The sequence below is a fragment of the Paenibacillus sp. J2R1T-4 genome (assembly GCF_059692235.1).
This window is the reverse complement of sequence record NZ_JCAUBA010000020.1, coordinates 24,377-45,426: the sequence shown is the minus strand read 5'-3', so window position 1 is coordinate 45,426 and position 21,050 is coordinate 24,377. Positions and strand designations below refer to the sequence as shown.

General features: G+C 47.4%; 25 protein-coding genes. 19 read left to right on the top strand and 6 right to left on the bottom strand.

The annotated features are described in order from the left end of the window. Nucleotides 1-229: 229 nt before the first annotated feature. The 7 genes from AC58QD_RS25985 (at nucleotide 230) to AC58QD_RS25955 (ending at nucleotide 5,024) form a co-directional block, all read left to right on the top strand. Entirely contained in the window at nucleotides 230-1,084 is an 855-nt protein-coding gene (locus AC58QD_RS25985) for a creatininase family protein (RefSeq protein WP_497337943.1), read from the top strand. A gap of 24 nt (nucleotides 1,085-1,108) precedes the next feature. Further along, complete coding sequence (locus tag AC58QD_RS25980; RefSeq protein ID WP_497337942.1) at nucleotides 1,109-1,402, top strand: hypothetical protein; 294 nt, start codon at nucleotides 1,109-1,111, stop codon at nucleotides 1,400-1,402. Further along, nucleotides 1,341-2,480 (top strand): mandelate racemase/muconate lactonizing enzyme family protein, encoded by a 1,140-nt coding sequence (locus tag AC58QD_RS25975; RefSeq protein ID WP_497337941.1) that lies wholly within the window; start codon nucleotides 1,341-1,343, stop codon nucleotides 2,478-2,480. The genes AC58QD_RS25980 and AC58QD_RS25975 overlap by 62 nt, the downstream gene beginning before the upstream one ends. 109 nt (nucleotides 2,481-2,589) lie before the next feature. Further along, the gene (locus AC58QD_RS25970) at nucleotides 2,590-2,880 is read left to right on the top strand and encodes a hypothetical protein (protein ID WP_497337940.1); all 291 of its coding nucleotides are present in this window, start codon (nucleotides 2,590-2,592) and stop codon (nucleotides 2,878-2,880) included. After that, nucleotides 2,870-3,136 carry a response regulator transcription factor gene (locus AC58QD_RS25965; RefSeq protein ID WP_497337939.1) on the top strand — a complete coding sequence of 89 codons (267 nt, stop codon included), beginning with the start codon at nucleotides 2,870-2,872 and terminating at the stop codon, nucleotides 3,134-3,136. The genes AC58QD_RS25970 and AC58QD_RS25965 overlap by 11 nt, the downstream gene beginning before the upstream one ends. Before the next feature lie 35 nt (nucleotides 3,137-3,171). Further along, nucleotides 3,172-4,032: a MerR family transcriptional regulator gene (locus AC58QD_RS25960; protein WP_497337938.1), complete on the top strand. Its 861-nt coding sequence runs from the start codon at nucleotides 3,172-3,174 to the stop codon at nucleotides 4,030-4,032. Between the two features lie 56 nt (nucleotides 4,033-4,088). Next, nucleotides 4,089-5,024, top strand: coding sequence for an NAD-dependent epimerase/dehydratase family protein (locus AC58QD_RS25955; RefSeq protein WP_497337937.1), 936 nt, complete (start codon nucleotides 4,089-4,091; stop codon nucleotides 5,022-5,024). Between the two features lie 100 nt (nucleotides 5,025-5,124). Here AC58QD_RS25955 and AC58QD_RS25950 read toward each other — a convergent pair whose 3' ends face one another. Continuing rightward, nucleotides 5,125-6,168, bottom strand: coding sequence for a zinc-binding alcohol dehydrogenase family protein (locus tag AC58QD_RS25950; protein WP_497337936.1), 1,044 nt, complete (start codon nucleotides 6,166-6,168; stop codon nucleotides 5,125-5,127). 125 nt (nucleotides 6,169-6,293) lie between these two features. Between AC58QD_RS25950 and AC58QD_RS25945 the strand changes: the two genes are divergently transcribed. From AC58QD_RS25945 to hxlB, 6 genes are all read left to right on the top strand, one after another. After that, entirely contained in the window at nucleotides 6,294-6,671 is a 378-nt protein-coding gene (locus tag AC58QD_RS25945; RefSeq protein WP_497337935.1) for a winged helix-turn-helix transcriptional regulator, read from the top strand. A 50-nt stretch (nucleotides 6,672-6,721) separates the two neighbouring features. After that, on the top strand, nucleotides 6,722-7,063 hold the full coding sequence (locus AC58QD_RS25940) for a zinc ribbon domain-containing protein YjdM (protein ID WP_497337934.1): 342 nt from the start codon (nucleotides 6,722-6,724) through the stop codon (nucleotides 7,061-7,063). Between the two features lie 399 nt (nucleotides 7,064-7,462). Further along, on the top strand, nucleotides 7,463-8,557 hold the full coding sequence (locus AC58QD_RS25935) for an LLM class flavin-dependent oxidoreductase (RefSeq protein ID WP_497337933.1): 1,095 nt from the start codon (nucleotides 7,463-7,465) through the stop codon (nucleotides 8,555-8,557). Nucleotides 8,558-8,788: 231 nt separating this feature from the next. Continuing rightward, nucleotides 8,789-9,088 (top strand): winged helix-turn-helix transcriptional regulator, encoded by a 300-nt coding sequence (locus tag AC58QD_RS25930; protein WP_497338040.1) that lies wholly within the window; start codon nucleotides 8,789-8,791, stop codon nucleotides 9,086-9,088. A gap of 168 nt (nucleotides 9,089-9,256) precedes the next feature. After that, a complete protein-coding gene (gene hxlA, locus AC58QD_RS25925) occupies nucleotides 9,257-9,892 on the top strand; it encodes a 3-hexulose-6-phosphate synthase (RefSeq protein ID WP_497337932.1) in 636 nt (211 codons plus the stop codon). A gap of 5 nt (nucleotides 9,893-9,897) precedes the next feature. Beyond that, nucleotides 9,898-10,455: a 6-phospho-3-hexuloisomerase gene (hxlB, locus tag AC58QD_RS25920; protein WP_497337931.1), complete on the top strand. Its 558-nt coding sequence runs from the start codon at nucleotides 9,898-9,900 to the stop codon at nucleotides 10,453-10,455. 22 nt (nucleotides 10,456-10,477) lie between these two features. On the opposite strand, the gene AC58QD_RS25915 is transcribed toward hxlB, so the two are convergent. Continuing rightward, nucleotides 10,478-11,059 carry an NAD(P)H-dependent oxidoreductase gene (locus AC58QD_RS25915; protein ID WP_497337930.1) on the bottom strand — a complete coding sequence of 194 codons (582 nt, stop codon included), beginning with the start codon at nucleotides 11,057-11,059 and terminating at the stop codon, nucleotides 10,478-10,480. Between the two features lie 136 nt (nucleotides 11,060-11,195). Between AC58QD_RS25915 and AC58QD_RS25910 the strand changes: the two genes are divergently transcribed. The 4 genes from AC58QD_RS25910 (at nucleotide 11,196) to AC58QD_RS25895 (ending at nucleotide 14,371) form a co-directional block, all read left to right on the top strand. Continuing rightward, nucleotides 11,196-12,230, top strand: coding sequence for an AraC family transcriptional regulator (locus AC58QD_RS25910; RefSeq protein ID WP_497337929.1), 1,035 nt, complete (start codon nucleotides 11,196-11,198; stop codon nucleotides 12,228-12,230). A 48-nt stretch (nucleotides 12,231-12,278) separates the two neighbouring features. Beyond that, nucleotides 12,279-12,734 (top strand): MarR family winged helix-turn-helix transcriptional regulator, encoded by a 456-nt coding sequence (locus AC58QD_RS25905; protein ID WP_497337928.1) that lies wholly within the window; start codon nucleotides 12,279-12,281, stop codon nucleotides 12,732-12,734. Between the two features lie 58 nt (nucleotides 12,735-12,792). Then, complete coding sequence (locus AC58QD_RS25900) at nucleotides 12,793-13,791, top strand: saccharopine dehydrogenase family protein (protein ID WP_497337927.1); 999 nt, start codon at nucleotides 12,793-12,795, stop codon at nucleotides 13,789-13,791. A 196-nt stretch (nucleotides 13,792-13,987) separates the two neighbouring features. Beyond that, nucleotides 13,988-14,371 carry a hypothetical protein gene (locus AC58QD_RS25895; protein WP_497337926.1) on the top strand — a complete coding sequence of 128 codons (384 nt, stop codon included), beginning with the start codon at nucleotides 13,988-13,990 and terminating at the stop codon, nucleotides 14,369-14,371. Nucleotides 14,372-14,433: 62 nt separating this feature from the next. On the opposite strand, the gene AC58QD_RS25890 is transcribed toward AC58QD_RS25895, so the two are convergent. Both AC58QD_RS25890 and AC58QD_RS25885 read right to left on the bottom strand, forming a co-directional pair. Beyond that, the gene (locus AC58QD_RS25890; RefSeq protein ID WP_497337925.1) at nucleotides 14,434-15,363 is read right to left on the bottom strand and encodes an SPFH domain-containing protein; all 930 of its coding nucleotides are present in this window, start codon (nucleotides 15,361-15,363) and stop codon (nucleotides 14,434-14,436) included. Further along, nucleotides 15,363-15,797, bottom strand: coding sequence for an NfeD family protein (locus AC58QD_RS25885; RefSeq protein ID WP_497337924.1), 435 nt, complete (start codon nucleotides 15,795-15,797; stop codon nucleotides 15,363-15,365). Before AC58QD_RS25885 ends, AC58QD_RS25890 begins: the two co-directional genes overlap by 1 nt. A gap of 181 nt (nucleotides 15,798-15,978) precedes the next feature. Between AC58QD_RS25885 and AC58QD_RS25880 the strand changes: the two genes are divergently transcribed. Together AC58QD_RS25880 and AC58QD_RS25875 are read left to right on the top strand one after the other, a co-directional pair. After that, entirely contained in the window at nucleotides 15,979-17,484 is a 1,506-nt protein-coding gene (locus AC58QD_RS25880; RefSeq protein ID WP_497337923.1) for a phospholipase D family protein, read from the top strand. Between the two features lie 55 nt (nucleotides 17,485-17,539). Next, nucleotides 17,540-18,247 (top strand): sterol desaturase family protein, encoded by a 708-nt coding sequence (locus tag AC58QD_RS25875; protein WP_497337922.1) that lies wholly within the window; start codon nucleotides 17,540-17,542, stop codon nucleotides 18,245-18,247. 30 nt (nucleotides 18,248-18,277) lie between these two features. Here AC58QD_RS25875 and AC58QD_RS25870 read toward each other — a convergent pair whose 3' ends face one another. After that, nucleotides 18,278-19,153, bottom strand: a complete 876-nt coding sequence (locus AC58QD_RS25870) for a DUF6999 family protein (RefSeq protein WP_497337921.1) — start codon at nucleotides 19,151-19,153, stop codon at nucleotides 18,278-18,280. Beyond that, entirely contained in the window at nucleotides 19,150-21,039 is a 1,890-nt protein-coding gene (locus AC58QD_RS25865) for a 3-oxoacyl-[acyl-carrier-protein] synthase III C-terminal domain-containing protein (RefSeq protein WP_497337920.1), read from the bottom strand. Before AC58QD_RS25865 ends, AC58QD_RS25870 begins: the two co-directional genes overlap by 4 nt. Between the last annotated feature and the right edge of the window lie 11 nt (nucleotides 21,040-21,050).

The following is a 21,050-nucleotide window of genomic DNA, read 5'->3' as shown; positions in this document are numbered from 1 at the left end:
GGAAGAGAAGGGGGCTAGGGTGGAAGCAGTTACGATTTCATTGGAATGGATGGCAGCAAAAAGCCGGATGACGAACGCTCCATGCAAACTTGTTATCGAGTTGCGGCGGTGGTATCAGCAAGTTGCGGCAATGGTGGTATCGAGTTGCGCTAATTGGAGGAAGCTTCAGTGATGGCAGCAACAAGCTTAGGTGGCAATATAACTCTTGAGAAACGAGGCGTGAAGACAAATGGCGAAAAGTCCGTTGCCCAGCTTTTTTTATGAGAAATTGACGTGGGAGGAAATGAATACCGCTATCGCCGAGGAACGGGTCATTGTCATTCCGGTCGGTTCGACGGAACAGCACGGTCGGCACTTGCCCATGGATGTCGATACGGTGTTGCCCCGCCGAATTGTAATTGGTGCGGCAGAGCAGGTGCCGGATGATGTGCTCGTGATGCCGACGATTCCTTATGGGTTTAACACGCATCATATGGACTACCCCGGGCAGATTACGATTACGGCCAGCGCGTTTATTCAATACTGTCTTTGCGTGACGAAAAGTTTGTCTTATCACGGATTTAACAAAATTATATTCGTCAACGGACATGGTTCGAATATGCCGGTTCTCGACCTTGTTGCCAGACAGACGGTACTGGAGAGCAAGGGGAAAACGCTCTGTATGACACTCATGCACCCGAGTCTGATTACCGATGTTGTCGATCAGTATCGCGATTCGGAACAAGGCGGAATTGCCCATGCATGCGAGTTGGAGACGTCCTTGTACATGTTCCTTGATGAAGACGGAGTTCGCATGGATAAAATAGAAGACGAGAACAGCCTGCCCCCGTCCGAATTTCACTGGTTCGATTTGGCGAAGGGCTCTCGTGTGCTGATGACCCCGTGGTTTTCGACTTACACGAAGTCGGGGGTTTGCGGTCAAGCGACGCTGGCCACGAAGGAGAAAGGGAAAATTTTCTATGAGGCGACTGTCGACCGACTTGTCCAATTGATCAAGGAATTCAAGGCGCGCCCCATCCAGCCGCGCCACGACAATCATGCCCGCAAACCGGAGCAGGAACTGGATAATTTGCTCCATTTCTAGCCGGACAGCATCAAGGAGGAGCCCATGATTGTCATCGTCAACCGGATTATGAAAGAGCACGTTCGCTGCATTACGCCGCCAATGGCGGAGCAATTGCAAGAAGAGCTTAAGGAGCGTGTCGTGCTGCTGGACACTATATCGGATGTCGAGGATTGGGCGCTGGACGCCAACGATATTGAGCGCACTTCGGAAGGCAGGAAACTTCCGGGCGGCGAGATGAAGACGAAGACAGAGTTAACTTGGAGGAGAACAGACGATGAAAATTACGAAAGTGGAGGCCATTCCAATCCGCCAAAGCTCCGATGTGCAGTTCAATAACGACAGCGCGCAGGATGGCATTATTGTGAAGGTGCATACAGATGAAGGCATTGTCGGCTACGGCGAAGTCGATTCCTCACCGCTGGTGGTAAAGGCTGCTATCGATGCGCCGGCCTCGCACCGCATGTGCCGGGGGCTCGCGGAAGTGATTGTGGGAGAGAATCCGCTCGAAATCGACAAGCTATGGGAAAGCATGTACCACGCAAGCACCTTTTTCGGTCGCAGGGGCGTGGCTGTGCATGCGATGAGCGGCATCGACATCGCCCTGTGGGACATCAAGGGCAAGGTGCTCGGCAAGCCGGTGTACGAATTGCTGGGCGGCGCGGTGCGCCAACGTGTGCGGGCCTACGCCAGCACGCTGATGCCGTACACCCCGGAGGAAGCGTACGAGGAGACGCGCAAATGGTGTGAGGCCGGATTTACGGCGATCAAGCTCGGATGGGGGGGATTTGAGCAAGATGACCGCACAATCGTCGCATTGGTCGAAGCCGCCCGCAATGCGGCCGGTCCGGACGTCGATCTGATGTTCGACCTCGGTTTTATTCCGTCGGACGAACGGGTCATCGATGCCGCTTCCCGCATCCCGCTCGTGCGCAAGCTGGAACCGTACAATCCGTATTGGATCGAAGAAGCGCTTTATCCGGACGATCTGGAAGGCTACCGCAAGCTGGCCGACTCCACGACGGTGCGAATCGCCTGCGGGGAGAACGAAAGCACGCGATACGGCTTCAAAACGTTGATCGAGCTTGGCGGCATCGACATCATCCAGCCGGATGTGACCCGCTGCGGGGGCTTGGGCGAAGCGAAGCGCATCGCCCAGCTGGCCCAGGCGTACCAGATTACGTGCATTCCGCACGCATGGAGCAGCGGGATCGTCATTGCCGCTTCGATGCACTTGATCGCGTCGACGCCGAACAGCAATTTGCTCGAGTACTGCATCGTCGATACGCCGATACGCCGGGAGTTGCTGCAGGAAGACATCACCGTCAAAGACGGCTACGCCAACATTTCGCACAAGCCGGGGCTCGGTATCGAAATCAACGAAGAGGCGATCGAGAAATACAGAATCGACAAGTAAGGGCACGCGATGACTAACGATTGAAGCGGCATGACTGAACGTTGAGCGACAGACGGTTTTGAACGGCACGATGATTCATAGCGATTATCGTACGGAAGGAAGAATGACCATGCATACGGACGGGATGAACATAGAGCATTCGCACTTTTTTCGTGTGGAAGAGGAGAGCGACTGGCTCGTCATGAATGTCGATTTCGGCACGGGTCTACTGACGAAAAACGTATGTTTGCTGTGGGACCCGCACGGAAGGTTGCGCTATCAGCACATGGTCGCCGAAGCACCACGCCGCATCCGCCGCCACCAAGCAGGCGCTTGCGGTATGGAATACGCTGTGGAGCAAAGGCTATCGCAAAGGCGAGACTTTGATCCCGCAGGAAATAGCCAAGATCATGGTGGCTGAATGGACCAGCGGGGTAACTTATTCTATACAAAAGAAAGAAAAAGAGAAAATGCCCCGCTACGGACTGACCGAAAGGGAGCTAGACGTCTTGCGACTGCTCGTTAGCGGGAAGGATAATCGCGAAATTGCACGAAATTTATATTTGACTGAGGGAACCGTTAAAAATTATATCTCTACCATCTATTCCAAGCTCGGAGTATCAGATCGAATTCACACCGTTCTAAAAGCGCAAGATGAGAATCTACTGATTGAATAAATATTATAGAGCGCCTGGGCAGGTGATAAAGGATTATGGTTAACGATCAATCTTATACGATCGGCCACGTGTCACGGATATGCGGGATATCCATCCAAACGCTGCGATATTACGATAAACTTGGATTGGTGAGTCCCAGCCGGACCGATCCCTTTACCCACTATCGTTATTATTCCAACATGGATATTCTACTGGTCAAAATCGTTCAAGATTTGAAGGGGTTGCGGTTCTCATTGGAGGAAATCGGCAGCATCCTGAAACAGAGAGGTCTAGATGGACTCAGTTCAGCTCTGAAGGGGAAAAGGCAAGAAACACTGCAAGAAATCAGTCGTCTAGAAATGACGGCTGCATCCATAGAGGGCCGAATCGGGCAGTTGGAAAGTCTGAGAATTGTGAATGAGAAGCTTGATGGCGAAAGCGTCTTAATAGAGTTGAAGGTGTTGACGGAACGTATTGTCGCGTTCGAAAGGAAGCGGGCGGTATGCGGAATGGAAGCATCTATTGTGCGCTTCACACAGCTGTATGACAAGCTGGAAACGCATGGATTGACTGCACAAGGTCACATCATGAGTATCTATCACGAAAATCTGTTAACCTTCGACAGGGCCGATTCAGATATAGAGGTATGCATTCCACTGTCTTCAGAGGCTCTCAAATACCCGTTCGTGCGGGTACTGCCTGGGGGCGTTTATATTACCGCAACCTACAGTGGTCCTCCCAACGAGGAATCATGCAAAAATGTATACCTTCAACTTTTGGAATGGATGGGTCAACAAGGGTATACGGAGTGTGGGCCAGCGGTTGAGCAGTATGTCGTTGATTTGAGTCGAATGCGTGATCCAAGCGAGTTTATCGTGGAGCTTCAAATTCCTGTAGAAGAGGTATTGACCCTATAGCGGCTATAGGGTTTATTCTGGTTTTATTCAAATGAAACCAGGGAGGCACCGCACGCATGCATGTAGTATTAGGCACAGGACCGCTAGGTAGATCAGTATTCAATGAGATTCGAAGGAGGGAGGAGCCGGTTCGAATGGTGAATTCCTCTGGGCGGTCGGCTTGGGCAGACAATGTAAAGGTTGACAGGGCTGATCTGATGGAGCTTGATCAAGCGATAGCGGCAATTAGAGGAGCGGCAGTAGTATATCAATGTGCACAGCCTCCGTATCACCAGTGGGAGGGAAGATTCGAGCGGCTTCAAGAGAATATCATCACAGCTGCAATGGCAACCGGCGCCAAGCTGGTCGTCGCAGAGAATATGTATATGTACGGGGATGTAGACATCGAGAGGCACGAAGGACTGCCGAACGCCGCGCAGACAAAGAAAGGCAGGATTCGTGCGAGGCTTGCAGAGCGACTGCTTGAATTGTGCCTTCGCGGGAAGCTTCAGGCCGTACTTGGCCGGGGGTCCGATTTCTTCGGACCTGGCGTAACGGACTCGTCCGCTGGCGAAAGGATGTTTCAGCCGCTCATCAAAGGTAAGCCGGCCTCTGTATTAGGCGACCCTGGTCGGAGGCATACGTATACGTTTATTGAAGATTTCGGAAGAGCGCTCGTTATGCTCGGTCAAGCCGAGGATGCCTATGGAGAGGCTTGGCATGTCCCCAACGCGAATACGGTATCCGTAACAGAGTTTGTACAGTTAGCCGCACGGATTGCCGGTGTTGAGGCCACGATAAAGCCGATGGGGAAGTTGATGCTGCGCATTGGCGGGATGTTCATTCCGGCGGCGAGGGAAAGCATCGAGATGTTTTACCAATTCGAAAAGGATTTTGTTGTAAGCAGCCAAAAGTTTACGAATCGTTTCGGGCATCAGGCGACAGCGTTGGAAGAGTCGGTAGCCGCTACGGTCGAATGGTATCGGGCTCGGAGTTCCTCAGGGCAAAGATAATTCTGGATCTTTCTAATAGCACAAATGAAACTTAATTCTTGAAGCAAGACAAAGAACGGCCTTGTTTGCACTCCTAATGCAAAAGAGCCGTTCTTTTATTTTAGAAATTTTCCAATACAATCTTTCCAATCGATCTCCCTGTCTCCATTTTTTCATGTACCAAACGCAGGTTGGTTGCATTAATAGGCTCTAGACGTTCCGATAATGTAGTTTTCAACTTTCCGTTATCGATTAACTCAGCCAGTTTATTCAGCAGATCGTGTTGTTTGATCATATCTTTGGTTTGGAACATGGATCGGGTAAACATAAGCTCCCATACAAACGTGATACTTTTAGCAAAAAGCAGGTCCATATCCAAGCTCCCCGTCCAAGAAGCCTTATGTGCAGGAACGATTGAACAAATCTTACCTTGGGGAGCTATGACCTCAGCCATATTCGCAAAATGTTGTACCGTGTCATTTAAGCAAAATATATAATCGACAGTCTCAAATCCTATTTTCTTGAGCTGCGGTGCAAAAGGGTCATTGTGATTGATTGTAAAATCTGCCCCTTGATTTGTGGTCCACTGAATGGACTCTGGACGTGAGGCCGTACCAATTACAGTTAGACCTGCTAATTTAGCAAGTTGAGTAGCAATCGATCCTACTCCTCCTGCTGCGCCGATAATGAGTATGCTTTTGTTTTCCTCTGCGCTATGACTAATTCCTAATCGATCAAATAAGCCCTCCCAAGCAGTAATAGAGGTAAGCGGTAATGCGGCGGCCTGTGCGAAATCCAGACTTTTTGGCTTGTTTCCAGCAATTCGTTCATCAACCAAGTGAAATTCACTATTACCGCCTGGGCGAGTGACACTGCCCGCATAATAGATCTCGTCCCCGGGTTTAAACAATTGACAATCAGGTCCGATCTGTTCCACGATCCCAGCTACATCCCAACCAAGAATCTTGGGTGATTCTTCTTCATAGTTGTGTTTCTCCCTAACACCCAAGTCGGCGGGGTTGACAGAGATGGCTTTTACTTTTACGAGTAGATCGCGACCTGTTGGAATCGGTTTTTCAATATATAAATCAACCAGGCTCTCCGGATCGGATAAAGCGACATATCGGTAGGCACCAACTGCTTTCATTTGTGGCTGATTGCTCATATTAATCTTCCTTTCAAATTGGTATATCGTACATTTGAATTATATGTTGTATACTAACTTTAAGGAAGTACGCATAATTTTATTATATAGTATTAAAAATCATACCATTGTGAGGGGACAGTGTAATGGGAGATCGGAGAAACAAATACGGTACCAGTCCAAACATGGAAGGATGTCCGGTGGAGACAACTCTAGATGTCATCGGCGGCAAATGGAAAGGGATCATTCTCTATCATCTCATTGACGGAACGAAAAGATTTAATGAATTCCGGCGTCTCAATCCAGGTATTACTCAGTTCATGCTTACCCTTCAGTTACGGGAGCTTGAACGAGACGGCATCATTCACAGAGAAGTTTATAAGGAAGTTCCGCCCAAAGTAGAATACTCTCTTACTGATTTTGGAAGGACCTTGGAACCGCTCATAATATCTATGAAAACATGGGGGGAAACTTATAAAGTCAGAATTAACGAAATTAGAACGCCACAAGAGGAAGATGTTTGAGTGTTCGAGAGAGGTTTAATTAATTCAATAACGAATGGAGAAATGAAATTATGGCGGATTTACCCAATTGCCCGCAATGTAATTCAGAATACACATACGAAGATGGAAGTATATTGATTTGTCCAGAATGTGGTCATGAGTGGACATTAGAATTAGATACCGACAATAGTGAAAATAGTAAGATTATCAAAGATGCAAATGGAAATGTGTTAAACGATGGTGATTCTGTAACAGTAATCAAAGACCTAAAAGTAAAAGGAAGTTCATTAGTCGTAAAAATAGGGACGAGAGTAAAAAATATACGTTTGGTAGATGGAGATCATGATATCGATTGTAAAATTGATGGGTTCGGAGCTATGAAATTAAAATCTGAATTCGTTAAAAAGATATAAAGGCGAACAAGTAATAAAGTAACCACTCCAGAAGGAGTGGCCTTTTGTTTATATATGGAATTTATTTAAACAATTTGTCGGTTCTCTTGTTCATCACTTTGATTTGTTTGGATTCAGGACGCATGAGTTCGACACTTCATCATTAGCGGGCCATGAATAAATTCAACCATTTTTTCCGTTAACTTCATGAGAAACTCGGCCTCCAATAGTTCTTTATACCTAAATACATTCTATGTTGCTGAAACAAAACCTTCCCCAAAAAAGTTTAAATCACCATTATTTTGCGTTTACAGCAAATGAAACTCTGCGTGCCAACTGGCGGTGACGGAGCTTATTTGTTATTATTAAAATATAGTAGCTTACTTAAATGCAGCTACAAAACTACTTGGAGGAGATCCTATGAGCAATGAAACGAACATAGAGTTGGATAACGGAGGCTTTGAATTCGGTCTTTACACGTTCGGCGATATAATTCCAGATACCCGAACCGGAAGGGCGATCAGCGCGCGTCAGCGACTGGAAGAGATCATAGCGGCGGCCAAGCTGGCCGACGAAGCAGGGCTGGACGTCTTTGGCTTAGGTGAGCACCACCGATCCGATTTCGCCGTCTCGTCTCCGCCGGTCATAATGGCCGCCATTGCCCAGGTCACCAAGCGCATTAAACTGACTAGCGCTACGACCGTCCTAAGCACGGCAGACCCGGTGCGGGTGTTTGAAGATTTCGCCAGCGTGGACCTGCTTTCAGACGGGCGGGCTGAGCTCATTGCCGGACGTGGCGCATTCGTCGAATCGTTCCCGTTGTTCGGCTATAATCTGGAAGATTATAACGAGCTTTTTGCCGAGAAGCTTGATTTGCTGCTTCAATTGGCAGAGCACGAGCGAATTACTTGGGACGGCCGATTCCGTCCTTCCTTGCGCGACGCCCAGATCGCGCCCCGTCCCGAGCAGCGGCAAATGCCGGTATGGATCGGCGTCGGGGGCACACCGGAAAGCGCAGCACGCGCTGGTAAGCTGGGTAAAGGCATGGCGATCGCGATTCTTGGCGGCAACCCGGCCCAGTTCAAGCCGCTGGTCGACATCTATCGTCGTGCCGGAGCTGAGGCCGGACATCGGGTCGAGGATCTCAAGATCGCCATCACTAGCCATGGATATGTGGCGAGAACAACCCAACAGGCGTTGGACGAATTCTATCCCCACTACATGAACTACTTCGGTACGCTTATGCGGGAGCGGGGCCGCCGGTTGGGACTGACCCGGGAGGACATGGATCAACTTGTTGTGCCTGAGCAAGGTTTGGCGATCGGGAGCCCGCAGCAGGTCGTAGAAAAAATTCTTTACCAATATGAACTGTTCGGACACGATCGCTTCATAGCCCAGATTGATGTCGGCGGGCTGCCTTTTTCCAAGGTTGCCGCGGCAATTGAACTGCTCGCAGCAGAAGTTGCTCCTGCAGTGCGGCGTGAAATCAGGAAGCGTAAGGCAGCAAAGGGCTAAACGCAGGACACTCAGGGAAGCCTTGCTGGCTTCTCTTTTTGCTGTTCGGCACAGCTCTATTTATGAAAACGACCCTAATTGAGTTCTCATTTGCAATCGACGATAACCCCATTTATTATTAATTGTAGTGTACTTATAAGCAAGTACCCGCTTTTAAGTAAGATAGTATCCATTAATATACTAAAGGAGTCCGTTACCTTGGGGAATCAACTATTCAAGAGCTCAGTAGAAATGACTCTGAAAGTCATTGGCGGCAAATGGAAGCTGGTCATTCTTTGCCATCTGACGGAAGGCGTCCAACGATTCGGCGAATTAAAACGGGCGATGCCTGACATTACACAAAAAATGTTAACCCAACAACTACGGGAATTAGAGGTTGACGGTATCATCCATCGGAAAGTATTCGTTCAAGTGCCTCCGAAAGTCGAGTATTCCTTAACGGAATATGGCGAAAGCTTGAAGGAAGTGCTGAATGTGCTTGCCGATTGGGGACAGAAGCATCAAGAGAAAATCGAGGATAAATCAATATAGGAATGTCCAAACTAGGGACCTTTAACATTGTGTTGAAGGTCTTTTTCGTCGTTCATAGTTTCCAAATGGGTACTACGTCACTGAATAGTGCGTACTTCCTTTTTGAAAAGTATCATCGTACAATAGGACCCGTGAACAACACCAATCTACATGAGGAGTGAAACATCCATGGAACTTCAATTAGCGTTAGATCTTGTCGACATCCCACAAGCCAAACAGTTGGTGAAGGAAGTAGAAGCATATATAGATATCGTTGAAATCGGCACACCAGTTGTCATTAATGAAGGGCTTCGCGCCGTCAAAGAAATCAAAGAAGCTTTTCCAAACCTGAGGGTACTGGCTGATTTGAAAATTATGGACGCCGCTGGTTACGAAGTCATGAAAGCATCCGAAGCAGGAGCAGACATCGTTACCGTATTAGGAGCTTCGGAAGACATGACGATCAAAGGTGCTGTTGAAGAAGCTCGAAAACAAGGCAAACAGATCCTTGTTGATATGATCTCTGTGAAAAATCTCGAGCAACGCGCGCAAGAAATCGACGCACTAGGCGTAGATTACATCTGTGTGCATACAGGTTACGATCTCCAGGCAGTTGGTAAAAATTCATTTGAAGATCTTCTGACTATCAAACGTGTTGTGAAGCATGCCAAAACAGCGATTGCCGGAGGCATTAAATTAAGTACGCTCCCGGAAGTTATCAAAGCGAACCCCGATCTTGTTATTGTTGGCGGAGGTATTACCGGACAAGAGGATAAGCATGCCGCTGCTGCTGAAATGTATAAATTGATCAAACAAGGATCGTAATTCGAATGAAAAACAATCCATATTTCGCTGAAATCCTTCTTGAGCTGCAGCAGGCAGCCGACCATCTGAATGATGAACAAGCAGATCAGTTAGTGGAGCAGATTATGAAGTCCGATAAAGTGTTTGTAGCTGGGGCCGGCCGATCCGGCTTGATGGCCAGAGCATTTGCAATGAGGCTAATGCATATGGGTATTGACGCCTATGTTGTAGGTGAGTCGATCACGCCTAATGTTACCGCAAATGACATGCTGATCATCGGATCGGGTTCCGGGGAAACGAAGAGTCTCATTTCGATGGCGGAGAAGGCCAGAAGCTTGCAAGCTTCCATCGCGGTAGTGACGATATTCCCGGATTCAACGATTGGACAGTTGGCGGATTTCGCCGTGAAACTTCCCGGTTCGCCCAAAGATAAGTCAGCTGGTAATTACTCCACCATACAACCTATGGGCTCGTTATTCGAGCAGACCTTGTTATTATTCTTTGACGCTGCCATATTGCGGTTAATGGAGCAAAAGGGTTATGACTCCACGACTATGTTTGGCCGTCATGCCAATCTGGAATAGATAAAAGTTTGAGTAGAGGGCTCTATGAACGTTTCAAACCTAAAGCTTCGACCTCAGCAAGCCACTTTTCACGTTGCTTATCCGTTGAAGACTTAACCGGACATATTTCAGTGATTCTGACGGGATTGACTCCACAAAATTGCAAAGTAGCACGTTTCATGACATGGTGTCCCCCTTGTTTGTACACCCATCGATTATACCAGGAAGGCGAGTCCATCGTTACAATGAGGCGGGCCGATTTCCCTTTCAACAATTTATCCCAGAGTAAGGAGTTTGGACGGTTCCGATAGGCGAATCCAGGTAGAAATACACGATCAATGAACCCTTTCAGGATGGCGGGGACCGTCCCCCACCAAATAGGATATACGAATACAAGGTGGTTCGCCCAACGGATTGTCTCTTGAGCCGCTATCAAATCCTCTTCTAACTCCAACCGTTGATGGTACCCAAACTTCAAATTCGGTTCAAAATTCAAGGAGCCTATATGAATACTGCGTACAGACGAACCGCTAGCGATTGCACCGTTCTGATAGGCCTCCGATAATGCCGTGCAATAGCTCTTGGAATACGGATGTCCGTTAATAATAGCTATATTGGATTGCATGTTCTCGTCTCCTTTATTCATCTTTAGTGACTGTGCGTGTTAAGATAAAGTAAGAATAAGGCATTTGAAGCTACAGGGATATGATGAAACATGCCAAAATCTTATTCTTAAGCGCAAAAAGGAAGAGGAGAACATCTTGCCAAACTATACTGGGATATCTGTTTCCCTTGTTTATCCTATTGTGAAAACGATTTTGATCAAGGGACATGACAAAGACGATTTTTTCAGAAGGGCAAATATCGATGAATCGCTTTTTCATGATCCCGAAGCACGGTTGCCGGAAGAGGATTTCGAACGTATAACAGAATTGGCCGCTGCCATTACATCGGATGATACATTTGGATTGCATCAAGGACAGAACATAGAAGTTTCTGATTTGGGAATTCTGGGATTTGTTATGCTGCACTCCAAAACCATCGGTCAAGCTTTAGCGGCCTATCAAAAGTACAATGTCGTCGTATGCAATGCATACAACATCAGTTGGCAAGCGGAGGGGGAGGACGTCATCCTCGAGATGTCGTACAATCATCCTCATAGACATCCGACCCGTCACTGCATGGAGGATATGCTCAGTTCGGTATATCATTTGATGATAAGGCTAAGCTGTAGAACCATTTCGTTAAAAGAGGTGCATTTCACCCATCTTCTCTCCTCAGAGATCGACGAGTATACTTCCGTGCTCGGGATAACGCCACAGTTTGACCAAAATTCGAGTATGATTCGCATGAGTAAGGATATTTTAGAGTACCCCATTTTATTTGCAGACTCTAAATTACTAGGAACTTTCGAAGCCATTGCAGAGGAAGCCAAACTCAGATTCATGCAAGGTCGAATATTTTCCGATCAATTGTACACTTGGATCATGAAATGCATGCCGATTTCATTTCCGAGTCTCAAAGATACAGCCAGGGCATTCAAAATGAGCGTAAGGAGTATTCAGACGAGGTTGAAACAAGAAAATACGACTTATCAGGATATTATGAATAGAGTTCGAACAGAGCTTGCCGTTGGGTATTTGGCTAAACCGGAATTTAATATAGGAGAGGTTGCGTACCTTCTTCATTTCTCAGAACCAAGCGCTTTTCAAAGTGCCTTTAAGAAGTGGACAGGGGTAACTCCAAGACAGTATAGGATGGATGTATGGAACGGGAGACTGCAAGGGGAAGCATGATTAGTTTTCTTCTTGACAACTAATAAGTTTAGATACTAAACTAACAACATGGATAATAACAATAGTTCACAATCTAACCATATGAATAAGGGAAGCCGCAATCTTGGTCGATTGTTCCTGCAACTCCGACGGCTCGAACGGCATCCTCAAACCTTTGGACAAGCCGGATCTTTAACGCCAAGTGAAATTCATACGATCGAGGGGATTGGATACGAGGGAAGCATTCTTATGAATGAGCTTGCCGCCCGACTTGGCGTTACGAAAGGTGCGGTCTCGCAGCTTATCGTACGGTTGGAAGCCAAACAAATGGTGACGCGTTCGTCGTATCCGCATGATTCGAGAGGAGTATTAATTTCACTTACCGAAAAGGGTAAGAAAGCCTACATGGCTCACGAAGAAGTACACCTCCAATTTTACGATCAACTTCGTTCTCAGTTAAGCCAACAGGAGATTGAAATATTCGAGAAATGCATTGAAAAATTAAATGAATTTTTGCAAAAATAAATTTTTTTGTCATTTAGTTTAGTAACTATACTATATGTTCAAAACGGAGGAGACAAATATGAAGGAGTACATTGTTGTAATTGGCGGATACGGTCATGTAGGGCAAACGATATGCAGGGAACTGGGTGAATTATATCCAGGTAAAGTTTATGCGGCGGGAAGAAGCCTTGAGCGCGCGGAGCAATTCAGTCGTACAACCGGCGGGAAGGTCATGCCTCTACAAATGAATAGTAAGGAAGGGTTTGATCCGAACATTTTGAACAACGTCAAACTTGTTATCATGTGCCTGGATCAAACAAATACCGAATTCGTCCGCTCATGCTTCAAAAACGGAATTGATTATGTAGATGTATCCGCGAATGACTGCTTCCTGGCTCAGGTGGAAGAATTGCAGGCGGAGGCTAAGGCGAACGGCACAACGGCTGTGCTGAGCATCGGGCTTGCACCAGGGCTGACGAACTTGATGGCTCTTCACGCCAAAAATCTAATGGATCAAGTGAATACCATAGACATCTCTATTATGCTTGGAATGGGAGATCAGCACGGGAAAGCCGCAATCGAATGGACTGTCGACAACCTGGGCATGAATTTTGATGTGGTGAAGGAAGGAAGAAAAGTTGAAGTTGCAAGTTTCAAGGACGGCAAAATAACGGATTTTGGGGCACATTTGGGGCGTAAAAAGGCATACCGGTTCAATTTTTCGGATCAACATGTGCTGCCGCGCACGCTTGGTGTACCGACCGTTTCCACACGTCTCTGTTTCGATTCAACAGCAGGGACAGGGTTGATAGCATGGCTGAGAGCGACGGGAGTGTTCGGTTTATTGAAGTTAAAGCCGCTTCGCAATGCCGCCGTTCAACTGTTCGGGAAGCTGCGATTAGGAAAAGATACTTATGCTGTAAAAATCGATGCATGGGGGAAAAAAAATCAAGAGGATGTAAGGGTCGAGTGCTTCTTACAGGGTAGAAACGAAGCCCAAATTACCGCCAAGGTAGCCGCTTCTGTGGCGGATATTATATACCCGCTCTGCGTTGCCGCATGGCGTATATCATATTGAACAATTGTTTGAATTGAAAAGTACTCTGCATCCTGTTAATCAGACGGTCACCATCGAAACTCGAATCAATGGCGAAATACCTTCTGTAAGTGGGTATTCGCTTTTTTTAACCCAAAATACCACCGAGATTGTTTCACAACTGGGCCTTCGTGTTAAATAAAAGGTAAAATATTTATCCAGCTAGGGGGAAATGAACATGAATGATTACATAAATGATTTGTATGCATCCATGAAAAGTGCAAGAGAGAGGTCCGAAAAGATAAGTGCCTGGGCCTATGACCTTAGACAGAAAGCCTTACGTCTACAATTTGAGGCAACAGCTGCTATTGAAACCGCGGATGTCGCGACTGAAATTCTCCAAGAGTGCAATGATCCTACTCTATTGAAAGTGGTTGTGAAATCCAGTCTTGAAGCAACCCAGAATGCAGCAGAGACGACTCTTAAGGCCATTGTGGCCGTTGAAGAAGCGAACGAAGCCGATAAGGAGGTTACGGAAACCTTTCTGGTCGCCAAGGAAGCGGCCGAGAAATTAGCAGACGCCCTTAATAAAATTACCGAAGAGGTGGATCTTGCCAACTAGTGTTGGCAAGATTTTTTGTGTGATATCGGAACCTGAACCCAACCATCCTAAGAGTTGTTTGCTTAGCTCTGATTTGTCTTGAACATTTCACCTATCGCACCAACTGTACCCAATGTTTCGACGGCCTTGGTAGGGAGGAACACTTTGTTCGCTGGACCCTTCGCAATTTCTGCCAACGCCTCAAAGGACTTGTAAGCAAGTACATTCTCGTCCAGACCGGCCTCTCTAAGCATCTCAATCCGCGTTTTCTCCGCCTCCGCCACTGTCTGGATGGCTTTGGCTTGCCCCAGTGATTCCAGCTCCTGAGCCTGCCTCAGACCCTCTGCTTGCCGGATGCGTGCTTCCTTATCACCCTCGGCTCTCAGGATCTTACTCTGCTTATCTCCCTCCGAGCGGAGAATCATATCCTGCTTCGCCGCTTCCGCTTCCAAAACTACAGCACGCTTGCTGCGCTCCGCTTTCATTTGTTTATCCATTGCATCCTGAATATCGTTAGGAGGTTTGATGTCTAACACTTCTACACGCTCGATGCGCACGCCCCACTTCTCTGTGGCCTCGTCGAGTGCTATTCGTATTTCTGCTGAAATTTTCTCGCGGCCCGATAAGGTTTCGTCCAATTCCAGCTTCCCGATTATTTGACGCATGGTGGCAGTCGTAATATTGCGGACGCCGTACACATAGTCGGAAATCCCATATGTAGCCATGTCAGGTGCGATAATTTGATAGAAAATAATCGTATCGATATGTACTTGGACATTATCCTTCGTAATGACCGTCTGAGGCGGAACGTTCGCTTGTTGAATCCGCAGGTCATGATAGACGCGGACATGGTCAATGATCGGTATCAGAATATTGACACCCGGTGTCAGCAGCCGATTGAATTTACCGAGCCGTTCCACGACACCAACCCGTTGCTGCGGGACGATCTTGATTGATAGCACAATAGCGATCAAGATGACGACCAAGATAATAACACCCAATATTACACCCATTATTGTTCCCCTCCTAATGAACGAACTTGTAGCATGGTTGTTCCGCGATGGGTAATGACGACTAACTGATTCACTTCGAGCGGTTCCTCTGCTGTAGCACTCCATGTCTCGCTTCCGACTCTTACGATGCCCGGCTTCCCTAGAGCGATTGCTTCCACGACAATTCCTTCTTTGCCGACCAGGCCATCAATTGCATCGCGAAACGCAGCCCCAGATCGGAAGCGGCGTGTCAGCGGTTTCGTGAACAAGGTTAGCAGGAGTGCCACCCCTGCGCCTGTAAGCAATTGAACGGTAAGAAGATCAGGGAAAAGAAAGCTCGTCAATGCTCCCGCCAAAGCGCCTATAGCCATCCACAGCAAGTAAAAGGTTAACGTCAGCATCTCTACGGCCACGAGAACCGCGGCAATGGCGAACCATATGATCCATCCTGCCAAATCACACACCTCCTTTTGAGAGAAGAAAACGCACTATATCCACTTTATTAATGAAATCAGAAAAGAATGAATGATAATATCCAAAAATTTTGGTGGTGGGGAGGGGGGGCATTTTGTTTCATTCTATCGGGTATGCGGTACTACGTAGGTAGATCAAATAAATCCGGAGAGAGGGTCAGGTATGAACCATTCTGCTCATAAACAAGACCATTCCCATTCAGACCTCGTCCTTTTACCCAAAGTGCGCAAGAAGGTTGCCCAAAAGCGGTGGCTGCTAGGCGTCATGATCGTTGTATTGTTCTATACAGCAGTTGCGGTATACCATACGAATAAGCCGTTACCTGATGGAATCTCAGTAGAGGGTCCTATTCATTATGTGACGGATACAGATATTCATTTTCTCAGCGATCTGACTTATAAGGGTCAGTCTGATGGCCAAACCATTCAGGAGCAAAACATATTCGAGCGGGTGTACAAAGCTATAGATGAAGCGAAGCAATTCATTGTGGTGGACATGTTCCTATATAATGGCTATTACAAGAAGGAACAATCGTTTCCTCCGCTCAGCCAGACACTTACCGATAAACTAATCGCGCAAAAAAAGAAATACCCGCAGATGTCGATTGTGGTCATCACCGACGCCATCAACACCTCCTATGGCTCACATCCATCGCCAGAGCTTGAACGATTGCAGGCGGCAGGGATTGAGACGGTGCTGACCGATGTGGACCCCCTGAGAGACTCCACACCCCTGTACTCAGCATGGTGGCGTATATTCGCACAGTGGTTCGGGCAATCCGGCAATGCAACGTTGCCGAATGGCATGGCTAACAGGGCGCCGGATATGACGACACGCTCTTATTTGAAGCTGTTGAATGTCAAAGCGAACCACCGCAAGGTAATCGTGACCGAGCAAACGGTGATCGTCCCTAGTGCGAATGCGCATGATGCCAGCTTTTATAACTCGAACAGTGCCATCGAGGTAAGAGGAGATCTTATTGGCGATGTGCTTGAAAGCGAGCAGGCGGCCATTCGGATGTCGGATTCCTCGGTCAAGCTGCCGCAATATAATCCAGTAGGTCCTAACAACGGAAACATTCAGGTACGTCTCTTGACGGAGGGCAAAATTCTGGATCATGTGCGAAAGGATTTATCTGAAGCTGGCGCTGACGAAACGATATGGATGGGAATGTTCTATCTGGCCGACAGACAGGTGGTTCGTCAGCTTCTGGAAGCTTCAGATCGAGGCGCGCAAATCAGGCTTATCCTTGACCCGAATGAGAATGCCTTCGGCAGTGAGAAGATCGGGATTCCCAATCGGCCGGTTGCATCGGAGTTGCTGAAGAAATCAGGCAATCGGATCCAAGTGCGATGGTACAATACGAGCAAGGAGCAATATCATACGAAGCTGATGATGATTGAGAGTAAAGAGCATGCTGTGATCCACAATGGCTCGGCTAATTTCACATCGCGCAATCTGGACGATCTGAATCTCGAAACGAACCTTAAGGTTGTCGCGCCAACGGAAAGCAAGGTTGCAACGGAGGTAAGTGAATACTTCCGTAGACTCTGGAATAATGAGGGGGCTGCATTTACTATAGATTACACGGAGTATCAAGAGGAAACCGTGTTTTTAAAACGAATCCTATATAGATTACAAGGCTGGCTTGGCTTTACAACATTTTGAAGGATATGGAAATCCATAGAAGTAGAAACTATAAAATTAGGGGAGGGGGATGCTTATGGAGATTGCTTATTGGAGTGTATTCGTTCTGACTCTCGTTGGGTTCTCCTTGTTGTACTTTGGTGCGGCTTGGATTGGCAATAGACTGACTCGCCATTCAGCAGGACGGTTGATTGATGAACGGCCTGTGAAACCGAAGCAGCTCCAATCCGAAATTATGCATTCGCTCCTCTCTATTGTGATGTTTGGTGTGATTTCGGTCTTTACAGCATTCCTAGTGAATTATGGTGTTCTTCATGTGACCTGGACGGTTACATGGTGGAAGCTACCGCTCGAGATCATCGCACTTTTCCTGTGGAATGAGATTCACTTTTACATCAGTCACCGCTTATTACACACGAAATGGTTGTACAGGCACGTGCATTACAAGCACCATAAGTCCGTAACACCAACGGCTTACTCGACCTACAGTTTTCACTTTGTAGAAGCCTTGTTATTAGGAAGTGTGATGACAACCGCACTGTTGTTTTTTTCGTTCTCCGTGGTATCTCTTCTCACCTTGCCGCTGATGAGTATTGTGCTCAATACGATGGGTCACTACAATGTCGATTTTTTCCCCGGACGGCCTATAGGAAGCCTGCTTAGCTTTACCCGACGCCATAGCTATCATCACAGTAGAAATACAGGAAACTTTGGTTTCTTTCTACCCTATTTAGACAAACTATTTTCCACACATATCAAGGAAAAAGGGCGGGGCGCCTCTTGAGCCCCAATCAAACACGAACAGGCTGACTCATCAGGCAGCCTGTTTGTGCTTCAATTCTACTAATAAGGCGTGAAGCTGCTCTGTGGCAAGCCCATGAAGAACCAAGCGAAATCCTGCCCGGAGGGTAGAGAGCGGAACCATAGGATGCTTGTTGTTAATCAAGGCCAACCTGTCATTGCTGCCGATCACCTTGGAGGCTAGTATTCCTATCGTTTCATCCAGTTGTAACGAATTCGTTGCCCGCCAGAAGTCATTATCGGTCAGGAACAATTGATATACAGGCGTGAAGCATTCGATTGCGGTCATTAGGTCAAGAAAATTCGAGCGATGAGCAGGCATCCGCTCGATAGGAATCGGCTCGGAAGTGATAGCGTCAAAATTAAGCCGCTCCTGCTTGGTCACTTCTATATGCTTGGAACGAATCTCTGTGTTTAGATTAATCACAAAGTTATATAGATTGAGATCATGGATGAGGAACAGATCGTCCTTAACCGGTTCAAGGTTGGTTGGCTTGAGCGGGTTCATCTCCATCTGAACGCCAGGCACGTTGTCGCGAATGAATTGCAGCACTTCGGAGCCTAGATAGAAATGCCGGAGAATCATATAATTTGCATCCGGACTTACAAAGGTTCTCATTCCCCAATACAAGAAACGATGGAGCATTCTGGATGAAGTGAAGGCTTTCGGGAATATGATTTTATAAATTTGAAAGAGAATGATGAACAGCCGTGACAGCGGTCTTAGTACAGGAAGCAGGAACTGTCGGGACTTACTTGAGCAATCTTTCAAATAGGCTGCCTTTGCTTCTTCATTAAAAGGAATGCTCTGGTCCAGAAAGATCGCAAGAAACGGGTTCGGGTCGTGCTTGTTATGCTGCATCGTTTTGAAATAATCAGCTTGGCTCATATGTTCCCCAGCTCCTCTAATTGCAGTAAATACAACCGTGCTGTTGTTTTGGCCGTTTTCACAATGCGCTCCGCGATTTCCATCGTTAGCATGGGATGCTGGATACCAGCTTCTAGTCTTTCAAAATGTTTCTCATCGGAATCGCTATGATACAGAAGGAAAGATACTTGCTCGTCGCTCAGGTGGAGCTGATCACGAATCGCTTCTCCCCAATGCCTGGCCATGCGGCACCCAAGACCCTCAATGATCCACATTGCCCCCATCAAATCGACCGGATTCTCGCGGCTGGCCCGCTGGAATAAGTAAGCGGATAGCGCTTCGCTGCCGATATTTTTCTCTCCTGACTGGATGTCTTCCAGCTTTCCGCCTACTGCAACGTAGTTACGCTCGAGGATTTGAAAGTCACGATGCTCGTCGCGCGCATGGGCGATAAACAAGGAACGCAGATCAATATGCTCGATGGCAATATAAGAAGCGGCGCGTGCGATCCACTGAGACCCGTCAATGACCTGCTGTCGGATGTTCTCCATGAGCAGCTTGTAATCCTCAAGTGTAAACTTGCCTCTATAGAGCTTATGAATAACCGGGACCTGTGACAGCTTCTGTTCAAAATCAACCCATATATGGACTAACTGACGAACCAGATAGGACTGAATGAAATCGGACTCATCATATTCCAAGTGAGGCGCTTCCGGTAGACGCTCCAGATTGACCTCTGGGACTTTGCTGTTGTCAGTATTAGCATCTGAACCGACAACGGTCAGCAGCATATAGGAGGTTTGGAATCGTCCGCTCTCCGGCACCATGCACAAGACCTTCTCCCCAGGCTTCAGATGTCCTTCGTTCAGGAGCTCCTCCAGCATGATATAGATGGATGCCGCACCCGTGTTCCCTTTTGTATACAGATTGGTAAACCACTTCTCTTCGGGAATCGTCATTCCCCCAAGCTTCATCAAGCGGAAAATCTCGTCACGGAAAAAATGAGAGGAGTAATGGCACACCATCCAGTCGATATCGCCCGGGTGTACTTTGCCCTCGTCCACGAGCTCAAAAAATCGATTCACACCGACTTTGGGCATTTCATTGACGAGACGAATATCTTGCTTGAGATTAATAGCACCGTCATCAGCAGCCTCATGGACGGATGCATAATCGAGCCAGCCGGATGAGTTGGCGGCGACCGAAGACCCGTCCTTATTGCACCCGGCATACATACAGACCTCGTACAGATTGGCATAGGACTTGTTATCAATCCATTCAATACGGAGCGATAATCCATGGTCGCTTGGTTGATGCTGCAGCACAGCAGCACCTGCGCCATCGGATAGCATGAATCGAAGAAAGTCCGTATCGAAAGGGATAGCATGATTCATGAACTTAGCCTGCGTCTCGAAACGAGTATGCTTGAATACACGGCTTGGGAACTCGCTTGCACAGGAGATCGCGGTTTGCTTCTCACCTGATTGCACCTGTAAGTAGGCATTCTTCATCGCTTGCATGCCGCTAGCACAGACACCATGATGAGTGGCGATCTCCATGACGGGTAACCCCGTTTCAGCATGAACCATGCTTGCAAAACCGGGTACCAGCAGGTCGCCTTGGGTAGTACCGACAGCGAGAAAGTCGATTTGATCGTATAAATCGTCATTATTCCGATCCAGAGCGTCCCGGATTGCAAGGTTTGCCATCTCTGCATTGGAATATAAGCTTTGTTGATTTTTATCGAGGGCATAGTACCGATAACGAATCTTGTTTTGTTCAAGAATACGGCGCATGGACTTCGAACTCTTATCTCCTATTCGGCCGAGGTAATCTTCCATCTCATCGTTGCCAATAGGCTCACCAGGCAGAAATTTGCCAATACTAGTAATGTATACTGGATTCATGCATGTCCTCC

Excerpts from the sequence above, each read along its gene's own strand:
- AC58QD_RS25985 (WP_497337943.1), top strand. The coding sequence starts at position 230 with ATGGCGAAAAGTCCGTTGCCCAGCTTTTTTTATGAGAAATTGACGTGG.
- AC58QD_RS25980 (WP_497337942.1), top strand. The coding sequence starts at position 1,109 with ATGATTGTCATCGTCAACCGGATTATGAAAGAGCACGTTCGCTGCATT.
- AC58QD_RS25975 (WP_497337941.1), top strand. The coding sequence starts at position 1,341 with ATGAAAATTACGAAAGTGGAGGCCATTCCAATCCGCCAAAGCTCCGAT.
- AC58QD_RS25970 (WP_497337940.1), top strand. The coding sequence starts at position 2,590 with ATGCATACGGACGGGATGAACATAGAGCATTCGCACTTTTTTCGTGTG.
- AC58QD_RS25965 (WP_497337939.1), top strand. The coding sequence starts at position 2,870 with ATGGTGGCTGAATGGACCAGCGGGGTAACTTATTCTATACAAAAGAAA.
- AC58QD_RS25960 (WP_497337938.1), top strand. The coding sequence starts at position 3,172 with ATGGTTAACGATCAATCTTATACGATCGGCCACGTGTCACGGATATGC.
- AC58QD_RS25955 (WP_497337937.1), top strand. The coding sequence starts at position 4,089 with ATGCATGTAGTATTAGGCACAGGACCGCTAGGTAGATCAGTATTCAAT.
- AC58QD_RS25950 (WP_497337936.1), bottom strand. The coding sequence starts at position 6,168 with ATGAGCAATCAGCCACAAATGAAAGCAGTTGGTGCCTACCGATATGTC.
- AC58QD_RS25945 (WP_497337935.1), top strand. The coding sequence starts at position 6,294 with ATGGGAGATCGGAGAAACAAATACGGTACCAGTCCAAACATGGAAGGA.
- AC58QD_RS25940 (WP_497337934.1), top strand. The coding sequence starts at position 6,722 with ATGGCGGATTTACCCAATTGCCCGCAATGTAATTCAGAATACACATAC.
- AC58QD_RS25935 (WP_497337933.1), top strand. The coding sequence starts at position 7,463 with ATGAGCAATGAAACGAACATAGAGTTGGATAACGGAGGCTTTGAATTC.
- AC58QD_RS25930 (WP_497338040.1), top strand. The coding sequence starts at position 8,789 with ATGACTCTGAAAGTCATTGGCGGCAAATGGAAGCTGGTCATTCTTTGC.
- hxlA (WP_497337932.1), top strand. The coding sequence starts at position 9,257 with ATGGAACTTCAATTAGCGTTAGATCTTGTCGACATCCCACAAGCCAAA.
- hxlB (WP_497337931.1), top strand. The coding sequence starts at position 9,898 with ATGAAAAACAATCCATATTTCGCTGAAATCCTTCTTGAGCTGCAGCAG.
- AC58QD_RS25915 (WP_497337930.1), bottom strand. The coding sequence starts at position 11,059 with ATGCAATCCAATATAGCTATTATTAACGGACATCCGTATTCCAAGAGC.
- AC58QD_RS25905 (WP_497337928.1), top strand. The coding sequence starts at position 12,279 with ATGGATAATAACAATAGTTCACAATCTAACCATATGAATAAGGGAAGC.
- AC58QD_RS25900 (WP_497337927.1), top strand. The coding sequence starts at position 12,793 with ATGAAGGAGTACATTGTTGTAATTGGCGGATACGGTCATGTAGGGCAA.
- AC58QD_RS25895 (WP_497337926.1), top strand. The coding sequence starts at position 13,988 with ATGAATGATTACATAAATGATTTGTATGCATCCATGAAAAGTGCAAGA.
- AC58QD_RS25890 (WP_497337925.1), bottom strand. The coding sequence starts at position 15,363 with ATGGGTGTAATATTGGGTGTTATTATCTTGGTCGTCATCTTGATCGCT.
- AC58QD_RS25880 (WP_497337923.1), top strand. The coding sequence starts at position 15,979 with ATGAACCATTCTGCTCATAAACAAGACCATTCCCATTCAGACCTCGTC.
- AC58QD_RS25875 (WP_497337922.1), top strand. The coding sequence starts at position 17,540 with ATGGAGATTGCTTATTGGAGTGTATTCGTTCTGACTCTCGTTGGGTTC.
- AC58QD_RS25870 (WP_497337921.1), bottom strand. The coding sequence starts at position 19,153 with ATGAGCCAAGCTGATTATTTCAAAACGATGCAGCATAACAAGCACGAC.
- AC58QD_RS25865 (WP_497337920.1), bottom strand. The coding sequence starts at position 21,039 with ATGAATCCAGTATACATTACTAGTATTGGCAAATTTCTGCCTGGTGAG.